The organism is Pseudomonas sp. PDM25 (assembly GCF_019219045.1).
Classification (GTDB): Bacteria; Pseudomonadota; Gammaproteobacteria; order Pseudomonadales; family Pseudomonadaceae; genus Aquipseudomonas.
In genome coordinates, this window is sequence record NZ_JAHUWL010000003.1 from 53943 (window position 1) to 67209 (window position 13267).

13 protein-coding genes are annotated in these 13267 nt (G+C 59.1%); 12 read left to right on the forward strand and 1 reads right to left on the reverse strand.

Annotated features, from left to right (window positions below; genetic code table 11):
* The first annotated feature begins 61 nt into the window (after positions 1-61).
* From KW848_RS05745 to ispD, 7 genes are all read left to right on the forward strand, one after another.
* The gene (locus KW848_RS05745; protein WP_218536292.1) at positions 62-1009 is read left to right on the forward strand and encodes an acetyl-CoA carboxylase carboxyltransferase subunit alpha; all 948 of its coding nucleotides are present in this window, start codon (positions 62-64) and stop codon (positions 1007-1009) included.
* A gap of 133 nt (positions 1010-1142) precedes the next feature.
* A complete protein-coding gene (gene tilS / locus KW848_RS05750) occupies positions 1143-2471 on the forward strand; it encodes a tRNA lysidine(34) synthetase TilS (RefSeq protein WP_218536293.1) in 1329 nt (442 codons plus the stop codon).
* A gap of 274 nt (positions 2472-2745) precedes the next feature.
* Positions 2746-4377, forward strand: a complete 1632-nt coding sequence (locus KW848_RS05755) for a CTP synthase (protein ID WP_111451003.1) — start codon at positions 2746-2748, stop codon at positions 4375-4377.
* A 5-nt stretch (positions 4378-4382) separates the two neighbouring features.
* Positions 4383-5228, forward strand: coding sequence for a 3-deoxy-8-phosphooctulonate synthase (gene kdsA, locus KW848_RS05760; protein WP_111451002.1), 846 nt, complete (start codon positions 4383-4385; stop codon positions 5226-5228).
* Between the two features lie 156 nt (positions 5229-5384).
* Positions 5385-6674, forward strand: coding sequence for a phosphopyruvate hydratase (eno, locus tag KW848_RS05765; RefSeq protein WP_010462792.1), 1290 nt, complete (start codon positions 5385-5387; stop codon positions 6672-6674).
* A gap of 171 nt (positions 6675-6845) precedes the next feature.
* On the forward strand, positions 6846-7124 hold the full coding sequence (gene ftsB, locus KW848_RS05770) for a cell division protein FtsB (protein WP_008028992.1): 279 nt from the start codon (positions 6846-6848) through the stop codon (positions 7122-7124).
* Entirely contained in the window at positions 7121-7828 is a 708-nt protein-coding gene (gene ispD, locus KW848_RS05775) for a 2-C-methyl-D-erythritol 4-phosphate cytidylyltransferase (RefSeq protein ID WP_111451000.1), read from the forward strand. The genes ftsB and ispD overlap by 4 nt, the downstream gene beginning before the upstream one ends.
* 141 nt (positions 7829-7969) lie before the next feature.
* On the opposite strand, the gene KW848_RS05780 is transcribed toward ispD, so the two are convergent.
* Positions 7970-8866, reverse strand: coding sequence for a LysR substrate-binding domain-containing protein (locus tag KW848_RS05780; RefSeq protein ID WP_111450999.1), 897 nt, complete (start codon positions 8864-8866; stop codon positions 7970-7972).
* 107 nt (positions 8867-8973) lie between these two features.
* On the opposite strand from KW848_RS05780, the gene KW848_RS05785 reads away from it, so the two are divergent.
* From KW848_RS05785 to surE, 5 genes are read left to right on the forward strand one after another with little or no spacing between them, the layout of a single operon-like run.
* Positions 8974-10086, forward strand: a complete 1113-nt coding sequence (locus KW848_RS05785; protein ID WP_008154027.1) for an S-(hydroxymethyl)glutathione dehydrogenase/class III alcohol dehydrogenase — start codon at positions 8974-8976, stop codon at positions 10084-10086.
* Positions 10087-10094: 8 nt separating this feature from the next.
* Positions 10095-10940 carry an S-formylglutathione hydrolase gene (gene fghA / locus KW848_RS05790; RefSeq protein ID WP_008154025.1) on the forward strand — a complete coding sequence of 282 codons (846 nt, stop codon included), beginning with the start codon at positions 10095-10097 and terminating at the stop codon, positions 10938-10940.
* 43 nt (positions 10941-10983) lie between these two features.
* Entirely contained in the window at positions 10984-11457 is a 474-nt protein-coding gene (gene ispF / locus KW848_RS05795) for a 2-C-methyl-D-erythritol 2,4-cyclodiphosphate synthase (protein ID WP_008154023.1), read from the forward strand.
* Positions 11454-12512 (forward strand): tRNA pseudouridine(13) synthase TruD, encoded by a 1059-nt coding sequence (gene truD / locus KW848_RS05800; RefSeq protein ID WP_111450997.1) that lies wholly within the window; start codon positions 11454-11456, stop codon positions 12510-12512. Before ispF ends, truD begins: the two co-directional genes overlap by 4 nt.
* Positions 12500-13249 carry a 5'/3'-nucleotidase SurE gene (gene surE, locus KW848_RS05805; RefSeq protein WP_008154019.1) on the forward strand — a complete coding sequence of 250 codons (750 nt, stop codon included), beginning with the start codon at positions 12500-12502 and terminating at the stop codon, positions 13247-13249. Before truD ends, surE begins: the two co-directional genes overlap by 13 nt.
* The last annotated feature ends 18 nt before the right edge of the window (positions 13250-13267 follow it).

Below are 13267 nucleotides of genomic sequence, written 5' to 3' on the forward strand. Positions count from 1 at the left end.
GGCGCGAATAGACAACCGGCCGGCCCAAGCTCTCTTGGATGTCGACCCAAGACGGACGCCTATGAACCCGAATTTTCTAGATTTCGAACAGCCGATCGCCGACCTGCAAGCCAAGATCGAAGAGTTGCGCTTGGTCGGTAATGACAATTCGCTGAATATCGGCGATGAGATCTCCCGCCTGCAGGACAAAAGCAGCACGCTGACCGAAGACATCTTCGGCAAGCTGACCAGCTGGCAGATCGCGCGTCTGGCGCGTCACCCGAAACGTCCGTACACCCTGGACTACATCGAACACATCTTCACCGAGTTCGACGAGCTGCACGGCGACCGTCACTTCTCCGACGACGCTGCGATCGTGGGCGGCATTGCCCGTCTGGACGACCAGCCGGTAATGATCATCGGTCACCAGAAAGGCCGTGAAGTGCGCGAGAAAGTTCGCCGCAACTTCGGCATGCCGCGTCCGGAAGGCTACCGCAAGGCGTGCCGCCTGATGGAAATGGCCGAACGTTTCAAAATGCCGATCCTGACCTTCATCGACACCCCGGGCGCCTACCCTGGTATCGACGCTGAAGAGCGCAACCAGAGTGAAGCGATTGCCTGGAACCTGCGCGTCATGGCGCGCCTGAAAACCCCAATCATCGCCACCGTGATCGGTGAAGGTGGTTCCGGTGGTGCTTTGGCGATCGGCGTTTGCGATCAACTGAACATGCTGCAGTACTCGACTTACGCGGTGATTTCGCCGGAAGGTTGCGCCTCGATTCTGTGGAAGACCGCCGAAAAAGCGCCGGACGCAGCTGAAGCCATGGGCATCACTGCCGAGCGCCTGAAACACCTGGGTATTGTGGATAAAGTGATCAGCGAGCCTTTGGGTGGCGCACACCGTAATCCGGCTGCTGCAGCTGCATCGATCCGTGCCGAGCTGAGCTCGCAGCTGGCGATGTTGAAGAAGTTCGATAACGAAGCGCTGTTGGCTCGTCGTTACGAGCGTCTGATGAGCTACGGTCTCTGATCTGACCTCGCTTTACCTATGTGGGAGCGAGCCTGCTCGCGATGGCGGTTTAACATTCAACTAATCTGTTGGCTGTTATGCCGCTATCGCGAGCAGGCTCGCTCCCACATTTGTTTTGTGTAAAGGGAACGCTATGAGTCGGCCAATGATTGATTTGCCTGCCAGGCTTTTGCTGAATCTGAAACCGTGGCGCAACGCTACGGCCTGGCGCATCGCCTTCTCCGGTGGTCTCGACTCCACCGTTCTGCTGCACCTTCTCATACACCTCGCGAAAACCGAATCCTTGCCGGCGCTAAGCGCCATCCATGTTCATCACGGCCTTCAGGCTGTGGCTGATGCGTGGCCGGATCATTGTCAGTCGGTCTGTGATGCGCTGGGTGTGCCGCTGCAGGTTGTTCGTGTGCAGGTTCAATCCGGCGCCAGCCTTGAGCGTGCCGCCCGGGATGCGCGATATGCCGCGTTCATCGAGGCGACTCAGGCCAATGAGGTGTTGATGACCGCCCAGCACCGCGACGATCAGGCGGAAACGTTGTTGTTTCGGCTGTTGCGTGGGGCAGGGGTGAGGGGATTGTCGGGGATGCCACGCCAGCGCCTACTCGGTAAAGGGCTGCTGCTTCGGCCATTGCTCGATGTCACGCGGGCTGAACTTGAAGCCTATGCGGCGGAGCATCGGCTGAGCTGGATCGAAGACCCATCGAACCAGGATCGGCAATTCTCGCGAAATTACCTGCGCCATCAGGTTTTCCCGGGATTGACCAAGCGCTGGCCGCAAGCGGTAACGACCATGGCCCGCAGCGCTGCGCACCTCAGCGAAGCGCAGGGATTGCTCGATGAGCTTGCGCAAATCGACCTGGCCGGTGCCAGCACGGCCAATGATTTTGATTGGCTGGGATTGCCGTCCCTTGAGTTGGGGGCATTGGCAACGCTGTCCGCTGCTCGTCAGCGTAATGCCTTAAGTCACTGGCTCGAACCGCTGACGCGACTGCCGGACAGTGACCATTGGTCGGGTTGGGAGGATTTACGTGATGCCACCGGCGATGCCTGCCCGATCTGGCGGCTGGCGGATGGCGAATTGCATCGGGCTGGTGGGCGTATCTGGTGGTTGTCCGGCAGTTGGTTGCGCCCGTCGCCCGCCGTCGGAAATTGGCCTGAACCCTCGCTATCGCTGGCGTTGCCGGATAACGGCGTGCTCACACTTACCGGCCAAATCCCCGATGGCTTGCTGCATATCCGCTATCGTGAGGGAGGTGAGGTGATGAGTCTGCCCGGTCGCGGCCATCGCGATCTGAAGCGATTGCTCAATGAAAGCGGCGTGCCGGGTTTCGTCCGTGGCAGATTGCCGCTGCTCTACCGAGACGAGCAATTGCTGGCGGTGGCCAACCTGCGGGGCTTGGATGGCAGTGCAAAGGAGCATTGGAATTTGCATTGGCAGCCACCGCACGAAGATCTAGGTTTGAGCTGAAAGGGGCTTTCCGGTAGACTACGCTCCCTTCTTGATACAACTTCTGTGGATTCGCCTGAATTGCAGGAGTTGCCGATTACCAAGCAGTCTTTGCTGGGCGATTCCAAAAAATGTGTAGCGAGCAACGTACCGGTGTTTCATCTTCCGGTCTGTCCCAACGCGGCGGTTTTTTTGAAAGGTGCACTGTGATTAATGCAGGTGATCGGGGGCTTCGGCCTTCCTTCGCTTTCCCCGGCGGCTCGGACCGCTTTAACGCAGACTTCTAGGGTTTTTCATGACGCGCTACATATTCGTCACGGGCGGTGTTGTTTCTTCATTGGGGAAAGGCATCGCATCGGCTTCATTGGCGGCCATCCTGGAGGCGCGGGGACTTAAGGTCACCATGCTGAAGCTGGACCCGTACATCAACGTTGACCCGGGCACCATGAGCCCGTTCCAGCACGGTGAAGTGTTCGTCACCCACGACGGCGCCGAGACCGACCTGGACCTGGGCCACTACGAGCGGTTCATCCGCACGACCATGACCCAGAACAACAACTTCACCACCGGCCGTGTCTACGAACACGTCCTGCGCAAAGAGCGCCGTGGTGATTACCTGGGCGCCACCATTCAGGTGATCCCGCACATCACCGACGAAATCAAGCGCCGGATCATCAAGGGCGCCGGCGATGCCGACGTGGCCATGGTCGAGATCGGTGGCACCGTGGGTGACATCGAGTCCCAGCCGTTCCTCGAAGCGATCCGTCAATTGCGTTTCGAAGTCGGCGCCAAGCGCGCGATGCTGATGCACCTGACACTGGTGCCGTACATCGCCACTGCCGGCGAAACCAAAACCAAGCCAACCCAGCACTCGGTCAAGGAACTGCGTTCCATCGGCCTGCAGCCTGACGTGCTGGTCTGCCGTTCCGATCACCCGATCGATATCTCCTCGCGTCGCAAGATCGCTCAGTTCACCAACGTTGAAGAACGTGCGGTGATTGCGCTGGAAGACGCCGACACCATCTACAAGATCCCGGGCATTCTGCACTCCCAGGGCCTGGATGATTTCGTTGTCGAGCGTTTCGGCCTGCAATGTGGCGGCGCCGATCTGTCCGAGTGGGAAGCCGTGGTCGACGCCAAGCTCAACCCTGAGCATGAAGTCACCATCGCGATGGTCGGCAAGTACATGGAACTGCTGGACGCCTACAAGTCGCTGATCGAAGCGATGAGTCACGCCGGCATCAGCAACCGCACCAAGGTCAACCTGCGCTACATCGACTCCGAAGACATCGAAAACCAGGGCACTGCGCTGCTCGAAGGTGTCGACGCGATTCTGGTACCTGGTGGCTTCGGTCTGCGAGGCGTGGAAGGCAAGATCACTGCCGTTCAATTCGCTCGCGAAAACAAGGTTCCGTACCTGGGCATCTGCCTGGGCATGCAAGTGGCCGTGATCGAGTTCGCTCGTAACGTGCTGGGCTGGAAAGACGCCAACTCCACCGAGTTCGATCGTGCCAGTGGTCATCCGGTCGTGGGTCTGATCACCGAGTGGGAAGATGCCACCGGCGCCGTCGAAACCCGTACCGAATCGTCCGATCTGGGCGGCACCATGCGCCTTGGCGCTCAGGATTGCCTGCTGGAGTCGGGTTCCCTGGTGCACGATTGCTACGCCAAGGACGTGATCGTCGAGCGTCACCGTCACCGCTACGAAGTGAACAACAACCTGCTGCCGCAAATCATGGAAGCCGGTCTGAAAGTCACTGGTCGTTCCGGTGATGGCGCCTTGGTAGAAGTGGTTGAAGCCCCGGATCATCCATGGTTCGTCGCTTGCCAGTTCCACCCTGAGTTCACCTCGACACCACGCGACGGTCACCCGTTGTTCAGCGGTTTCGTTAAAGCAGCTTTGGTTCAACACCAGAAGAAGGCGTAAATCCGATGGCCCAGAAGATCATCCGCGTAGGCGATATCGAGATTGCCAACGACAAGCCAATGGTGCTTTTCGGTGGTATGAACGTGCTGGAAAGCCGCGACATGGCGATGCAGGTCTGCGAAGAATACGTAAAGGTCACCCAGAAACTCGGTATCCCTTACGTGTTCAAGGCCAGCTTCGACAAGGCCAACCGTTCCTCCGTGACCTCTTACCGTGGCCCCGGTCTGGAAGAGGGCATGCGGATTTTTCAGGACATCAAGCAAGCGTTCGGCGTGCCGATCATCACCGACGTCCACGAGCCTGATCAGGCCGCGGTCGTCGCTGAAGTCTGCGATATCATCCAGCTGCCGGCCTTCTTGTCGCGCCAGACCGACCTGGTGGTTGCGATGGCCAAGACCGGTGCGGTGATCAACATCAAGAAAGCCCAGTTTCTCGCGCCTCAGGAAATGAAACACATCCTGAGCAAATGCGTGGAAGCGGGTAACGATCAGTTGATCCTCTGCGAACGCGGTTCGAGCTTCGGCTACAACAACCTGGTCGTCGACATGCTCGGCTTCGGCATCATGAAGCAGTTCGAATACCCGGTGTTCTTCGACGTGACTCACGCGCTGCAAATGCCCGGTGGTCGCTCCGATTCCGCCGGCGGTCGCCGTGCTCAGGTCCTCGATCTGGCCAAGGCTGGCATGAGCCAGTCGCTGGCCGGTCTGTTCCTCGAAGCGCATCCGGACCCGGACAACGCCAAATGCGACGGCCCTTGCGCCCTGCGTCTGGACAAACTGGAGCCATTCCTGGCCCAGCTCAAAGCTTTGGACGAACTGGTGAAGAGTTTTCCGACGGTAGAAACCGCGTAATCCTCATTTCTCCGGTAAAGTACCGCACGAATTAATGCTCAGGCCCTCGGGTCTGAGCCTTATCGTCCGCAAGTCTGCCCGCTGCACATTACTTGCCAGCGATACAAGATTTCCTTCAGCTGCGTCGTTTTCGTCAACTTTGGAGTGTTTACAACAATGGCAAAAATCGTCGACATCAAAGGTCGTGAAGTTCTCGACTCCCGTGGCAACCCCACCGTGGAAGCGGACGTGCTTCTCGATAACGGCATCATCGGCAGTGCTTGCGCGCCGTCCGGTGCTTCCACTGGCTCGCGTGAAGCGCTCGAGCTGCGTGATGGCGACAAGAGCCGTTACCTGGGCAAGGGCGTACTCAAAGCCGTCGCCAACATCAACGGTCCGATCCGCGACCTGTTGCTGGGTACAGATCCAAGCGACCAGAAAGCGCTGGATCACGCGATGATCAAGCTCGACGGTACTGAAAACAAAGGTTCCCTGGGCGCCAACGCGATCCTCGCCGTTTCCCTGGCCGCCGCCAAGGCCGCCGCGCAGGACCAGGACCTGCCGCTGTACGCGCACATCGCCAACCTGAACGGCACCCCGGGTGTTTACTCGATGCCGGTTCCGATGATGAACATCATCAACGGTGGCGAGCACGCCGATAACAACGTCGACATCCAGGAGTTCATGGTTCAGCCAGTAGGCGCCAAGTCTTTCTCGGAAGGTCTGCGCATGGGCACCGAGATTTTCCATCACCTGAAAGCTGTTCTGAAGGCCCGTGGCCTGAGCACTGCAGTGGGCGACGAAGGTGGTTTCGCACCGAACCTGGCCTCCAACGAAGACGCTTTGAAAGTGATCTCCGAAGCCGTGGCCAACGCCGGTTACAAGCTGGGCACCGACGTGACCCTGGCGCTGGACTGCGCTGCCAGCGAATTCTACGAAGACGGTAAATACAACCTGTCCGGCGAAGGCCAGGTGTTCACCGCTGAAGGTTTCGCTGACTACCTGAAAGGCTTGACCGAGCGTTACCCGATCATCTCGATCGAAGACGGTCTGGACGAGTCCGACTGGGCTGGCTGGAAAATCCTCACCGACAAGATCGGCGAGAAAACTCAGCTGGTGGGCGACGACCTGTTCGTGACCAACACCAAGATCCTGAAAGAAGGCATCGATAAAAAGATCGCCAACTCGATCCTGATCAAGTTCAACCAGATCGGCACCCTGACCGAAACCCTGGAAGCCATCCAGATGGCCAAGGCCGCTGGTTACACCGCCGTGATCTCGCACCGCTCCGGCGAAACCGAAGATTCGACCATTGCCGACCTGGCTGTGGGCACCGCGGCTGGCCAGATCAAAACCGGCTCCCTGTGCCGTTCGGACCGTGTTTCCAAGTACAACCAACTGCTGCGTATCGAAGAGCAGTTGAATGGCAAAGCCAAGTACAACGGTCGCAGCGAATTCCGCGGTTAATCGTTAATTGGTAAAAAGACACCGGATTGTGTCGGAAAAATCGCTACAGCGATGGATTTGCCACTAATCTGATGCCTTATAAGCACAAGCCTGGGTCTTCCAGGCTTCGTGCTATCAGAAGCTTCAAAGTTTTGGCATGGCTGTCTTTTTTCACTGGATACCTGATATTCGATGCGCAGTCCCAATTGGTTGTTCCTCGTCTTGCTCCTGCTGCTGGCTGGCCTGCAGTACCGCCTGTGGGTGGGTAATGGCAGTCTGGCGCAAGTGGCCGAACTGACTCAGCAGATCGCAGATCAACACGCTGAGAACGAGGGGCTGCTTGAGCGTAATCGAGTGATGGACGCTGAAGTCAGTGAATTGAAAAAGGGCATGGAGACCGTTGAAGAGCGGGCTCGTCATGAGTTGGGCATGGTCAAGGACGGTGAAACCCTTTACCAGTTGGCTCAATGAACCCCTCGTTACCAGCCTTCTGGGCTGTAATTCCTGCCGCGGGCGTCGGTGCCCGTATGGCCGCGGACCGTCCCAAGCAATACTTGCAACTGGGCGGGCGCACTATTCTCGAACACAGCCTCGGCTGTTTCCTTGATCATCCTTCCCTGAAAGGGTTGGTGGTCAGTCTCGCTGTTGATGATCCTTATTGGCCGAATCTGGCGTGTGCTTGCGATCCGCGAATTCAGCGGGTTGAAGGTGGCTCCGAGCGTTCCGGGTCGGTACTCAATGCGTTGCTGCATTTGCATGCGCAAGGCGCCGACGATGAGGATTGGGTGTTGGTTCACGATGCCGCGCGGCCGAATCTGAGCCGTGATGATCTGGACAAGTTGCTGGGTGAACTCGCAGATGATCCGGTTGGCGGACTGCTGGCGGTTCCGGCACGCGATACCCTCAAGCGGGTCGACAAGCACGGTCGCGTGGTCGAAACCGTGGATCGCAGTGTGATCTGGCAAGCCTATACGCCGCAGATGTTTCGCCTAGGGGCGTTGCATCGGGCGTTGGCCGACAGCCTGGTGGCCGATGCGGTCATCACTGACGAAGCTTCGGCGATGGAGTGGGCGGGTCTGGCGCCGCGCCTGATCGAAGGCCGGTCCGACAACCTCAAGGTTACGCGCCCCGAAGACCTGGAATGGTTGCGCCAGCGTTGGGCTAATCGCCGCTGAATGATTCGTTGACTGTTCTGCCGCCATCGCGAGCAGGCTCGCTCCCACAGTGTTTTGCGTTGCCCGGCTTTTCGGTGTTCGCCAGCGCCCCCTGTGGGAGCGAGCCTGCTCGCGATGGCGTCCGTGCAGGCAACCCATGACTTAACTCCGATACTCCGGCCGCTCAGCCAATCCTTCCTTCAAATAATCCACCAGCTTGCGCACCTTCGGCGACAGATGCCGTTGCTGTGGATAAAGCGCCCACACGGCGGTGTTCGGCGGTTGGTGAGCTTCCAGTAGCGAAATCAATTCGCCGTTTTTCAGATGCTCCAGCACGTAGTAGTCCGGCAGCTGACACAAGCCCACTCCCTGTAACGCCGCATCCAGCACCGCTTGCCCACTGTTGCAGCGCCAGTTTCCCTGTACTCGCTGGGAAAATTCCCGCCCGTTCTGTTCCAGTTGCCAGATGTCCGAGCTACCGATGAGGCAGTTGTGGCGGCTCAGTTCCGACAAGCTATGCGGGCGACCATACCGTTCCAGGTAAGACGGCGATGCGCACAGGTACATGCGTCGTGGCGCCAGGCGTGTCGCTACCAGCCGCGAGTCCTGCAGGCGACCGAGACGGATCGCCAGGTCCAGCCCTTCGTGCACGAGGTCGAGTTGACGATTGCTCAGTTCGATGTCGATGCGCAGTTGCGGATAGAGCCCCATGAAACGGGTTACCAGCGGCACGATGAATCGTTCGCCGTACGCCACGGCGCAGGTCATGCGCAGCATGCCTTTGGGTTCACTGGTCAGGTCACCCACCGCTCGCAGTGCTTCTTCGCGTCCATCCTGCAGGCGCTGGCAATGTTGCAGAAAGGTTTGCCCGGCTTCGGTCAGAGTGACCCGGCGGGTGCTGCGATAAAGCAGTCGCGTCTGAAGGCGCTCTTCGAGGCGTACTATTTGTCGACTGATGTGGGAGGAAGAAACCCCGAGGCGTTCCGCGGCAGCCGTGAACTGACTGCACTCGGCCACGGCGACGAACTCGTCGATACCTTCCCAGCGGTTTTCGGACATCAAGGATTATCCCTGTATGGCAATAATGTTTTGCTTTTGTCCGGATTATTCACCGTCAGGCGGTGTATTACACTCACTGTCTCGTTTTAATTCACTGGAGAATCCACATGATCAAGTCGCGCGCTGCCGTTGCCTTCGAGGCCAAGAAACCCCTCGAGATCGTTGAAGTCGATGTCGCCATGCCCAAGGCCGGCGAAGTCCTGCTGCGTGTGGTTGCCTCCGGTGTCTGTCATACCGACGCCTACACGCTGTCGGGTGCGGACCCGGAAGGTATCTTCCCGTCGATCCTCGGTCACGAAGGTGGCGCGGTGGTCGAGGCTATCGGTGAGGGCGTGACCTCCGTCGCAGTCGGCGATCATGTGATCCCGCTGTACACCCCGGAATGTCGCCAGTGCAAATTCTGTCTGTCGGGTAAAACCAACCTGTGCCAGGCGATTCGCGCGACTCAGGGTAAAGGCCTGATGCCGGATGGCACTTCGCGTTTTTCCTACAAAGGCCAACCCATTTTCCACTACATGGGGACGTCGACCTTCTCCGAGTACACCGTGCTGCCGGAAATCTCCGTCGCCAAAATTCAAAAAGAAGCGCCGCTGGAAAAAGTCTGCCTGCTGGGCTGCGGTGTCACCACCGGCATCGGTGCCGTTCTTAATACCGCCAAGGTAAAACCAGGTGATACCGTCGCCATTTTCGGCCTCGGCGGCATCGGTCTGTCGGCAGTGATAGGCGCCGTCAAAGCCAAGGCTGCGCGGATCATCGCCATCGACATCAACCCGGCCAAGTTCGAGATCGCCAAGCAGTTGGGTGCAACCGATTGTGTGAACCCGAAAGATTTCGATCGTCCGATCCAGGAAGTCATCGTCGACATGACCGATGGCGGCGTCGACTTTTCCTTTGAATGCATCGGTAATGTGCAATTGATGCGTGCCGCACTCGAGTGCTGCCACAAGGGGTGGGGCGAGTCGGTAATCATCGGCGTCGCCGGTGCTGGCCAGGAAATCTCCACGCGTCCATTCCAGCTGGTAACCGGTCGCGTCTGGCGCGGTTCGGCGTTCGGCGGCGTGCGTGGCCGTACCGAGTTGCCAAGCTATGTCGAGATGGCTGAAACCGGCGAAATCCCGCTGGATACGTTCATCACCCACACCATGGGCCTGGAAGATATCAACAAGGCGTTCGACCTGATGCATGAAGGCAAGAGCATCCGTTCCGTCATCCATTTCTGAGGTCGGTCATGAGCCTGGAAAATATCTCCTGCCAGAAAAGCTTCGGCGGCTGGCACAAACGCTATCGGCACCGCTCCGATGTGCTCGGCTGCGACATGGTGTTTGCCGTGTACCTGCCGCCGCAAGCGGAGCAGGGCGGCAAGTTGCCGGTGCTGTACTGGTTGTCCGGCCTGACCTGCACCGACGAAAACTTCATGCAAAAGGCCGGCGCCATGCGCATGGCCGCCGAGCTGGGGCTGATCATCGTTGCCCCGGACACCAGCCCTCGCGGTCCTGATGTGCCGGGTGATCCGGATGGCGCCTGGGACTTCGGTCTCGGCGCCGGGTTTTATCTGAATGCCACGCAGGAACCCTGGTCGCGGCATTATCGGATGCATGACTATGTCGTGCAGGAATTGCCCGCATTGGTCGAAGCCCATTTCCCGGCCTCGGACAAGCGCGGCATCAGCGGTCATTCCATGGGCGGCCACGGCGCGCTGGTCTGCGCGTTGCGTAATCCGGGACGCTATCAGTCGGTCTCGGCGTTCTCGCCGATCAACAATCCGATGGACTGCCCTTGGGGGCAGAAAGCCTTTTCCCGCTACTTGGGGGAAGACCGATCGAAATGGCGCGAGTGGGATGCCTGCGTCCTGATTGCCGAGGCGAACGAAAAGCTGCCGCTGCTGGTTGACCAAGGTGATCGCGACGATTTCCTGGCCACCCAGCTCAAGCCTGAAGCCTTGCAACAGGCCGCCAAACTGGCCGGTCATCCGCTGACGTTGCGCCTGCAACCCGGCTACGACCACAGCTATTTCTTCATCGCCAGCTTCATAGACGATCACTTACAGCATCACGCGCGCGCCCTAGGCGTGTAATGCAGGTAGAATCACGCCCTGACAAAAATCGGGGCGTTTTTTTATGCGTATTGGCCACGGCTATGATGTGCACCGTTTCGCTGAAGGCGATTTCATTACTCTGGGCGGCGTGCGCATTGCACATGGCTTCGGGCTGCTCGCTCATTCCGACGGTGACGTCCTGCTGCACGCCTTGAGCGATGCCTTGCTCGGCGCCGCTGCGTTGGGTGATATCGGCAAACATTTTCCGGACACCGACCCGACATACAAGGGCGCCGACAGCCGAGTGCTGTTGCGTCACGTCGTTGCACTGATCCACGCCAAGGGTTGGAAAGTCGGCAACGTCGATAACACCATCGTCGCCCAAGCGCCGAAAATGGCCCCGCATATCGAATCGATGCGCGCGCTGATTGCCGCGGATCTTCAAGTTGAGTTGGATCAAGTGAACGTGAAAGCTACCACCACCGAAAAGCTCGGCTTTGTCGGTCGCGAAGAGGGCATAGCCGTGCACTCCGTTGCCTTGTTGCTGCGCGCATGAACGAACTGCAATTGCTCGGCCCGCGGGCCTATGGCGAAGCCCTCGGCACCGCAGTACTGAAAGCCACGGCGGAAGATTTTCAGGTCGATGAAGTCCTCAACATTCCCCTCAGTGGCGACGGCGAGCACTTGTGGATCTGGGTGGAAAAACGCGGTCTGAATACCGAAGAAGCGGCACGACGGATCGCCAAGGCGGCGGGCGTGCCATTGCGCACCGTCAGTTACGCGGGCCTCAAGGATCGTCAGGCGCTGACTCGCCAGTGGTTCAGCGTGCAGCTGCCGGGCAAGGCTGATCCTGATCTGTCGGCGGCGGAAAACGATACGCTGAAGATCCTCAAGACCGGCCGGCACAAACGCAAGCTGCAACGCGGTGCTCACTCGGCCAATGGCTTCACGTTGCGACTGACGCAATTCGCTGGCGACAAAGCGGCGATCGACGAGCGTCTACTACTGATCGCCAAGCAAGGTATTCCCAATTATTTCGGCGCCCAGCGTTTTGGGTTTGACGGCGGTAACGTGGTCGATGCCCGTGCCTGGGCGGCGCGTAAAGCGTTGCCGGAGCAGCGCAACGTGCGTTCGCGTCTGCTCTCTACGGCGCGCAGTTTTCTGTTTAATCAGGTGTTGGCGGCACGTGTCGCCGATGGCAGCTGGCAGCGTGCCCAGGTTGGCGATCTGCTGGCCTTCACCGACAGTCGCAGCTTCTTTCCGGCAGGTGAGGCCGAGTGCAGCGACCCGCGTCTGGCGATTCTCGATCTGCACCCGACCGGTCCGCAGTGGGGCGAAGGTGACTCGCCGACCACTGGCGCTGTCCATGAACTGGAGCAGGCAATCGCCACTCGCGAAGCGGACTTGCGCGATTGGTTGATTAACGCCGGTATGAGCCACGAACGTCGCATCCTGCGGCTGCCCATTAGTGGGTTGACGTGGCATTATCCCGAGCCTGACATTCTGCAACTGGAATTCGTCCTCCCGGCCGGATGCTTCGCCACCGTATTGGTGCGCGAGCTTGTTGATCTGGTGCCGGTGGGGCAGACGGACAGCCCATGCGTATTCTGATTTCTAACGACGATGGGGTAACCGCACCCGGTCTCGCCGCGCTTTATGCTGCGCTGGCGGATTACACCGAGTGCGTGGTTATCGCCCCGGACCAAGACAAAAGCGGCGCCAGCAGCTCGCTGACGCTCGACCGTCCGTTACACCCGCAAACCCTGGCCAACGGCTTTATCAGCCTCAATGGCACACCGACCGATTGCGTGCACCTGGGCCTCAATGGCTTGCTGGAACGCGAGGCGGACATGGTGGTTTCAGGCATCAACCTGGGCGCCAACCTGGGTGATGACGTGTTGTATTCCGGCACCGTGGCGGCGGCCCTTGAGGGACGTTTCCTGGCACGGCCTTCGTTTGCCTTTTCGTTGGTCTCACGGCAAGTGGAGAACCTTCCCACAGCCGCGTACTTTGCGCGCAAACTGGTAGAGGCTCACGCGGACCTTGAACTGCCACCGCGTACGGTACTGAACGTGAACATTCCCAATTTGCCGCTGGACCACATCCGCGGTATTCAACTGACCCGCCTCGGACATCGCGCACGTGCTGCGGCGCCGATGAAAGTGGTCGATCCGCGCGGTAAATCCGGTTACTGGATTGCGGCGGCGGGGGATGCCGAAGACGGCGGCCCGGGCACCGATTTTCATGCGGTGATGCAAGGCTATGTTTCAATCACCCCACTGCAACTGGATCGCACCTTTAATGATGCCTTCAGAAGTCTCGATGGCTGGCTGGAGGGGCTGAACTAATGGCTCGTGAACAAGACG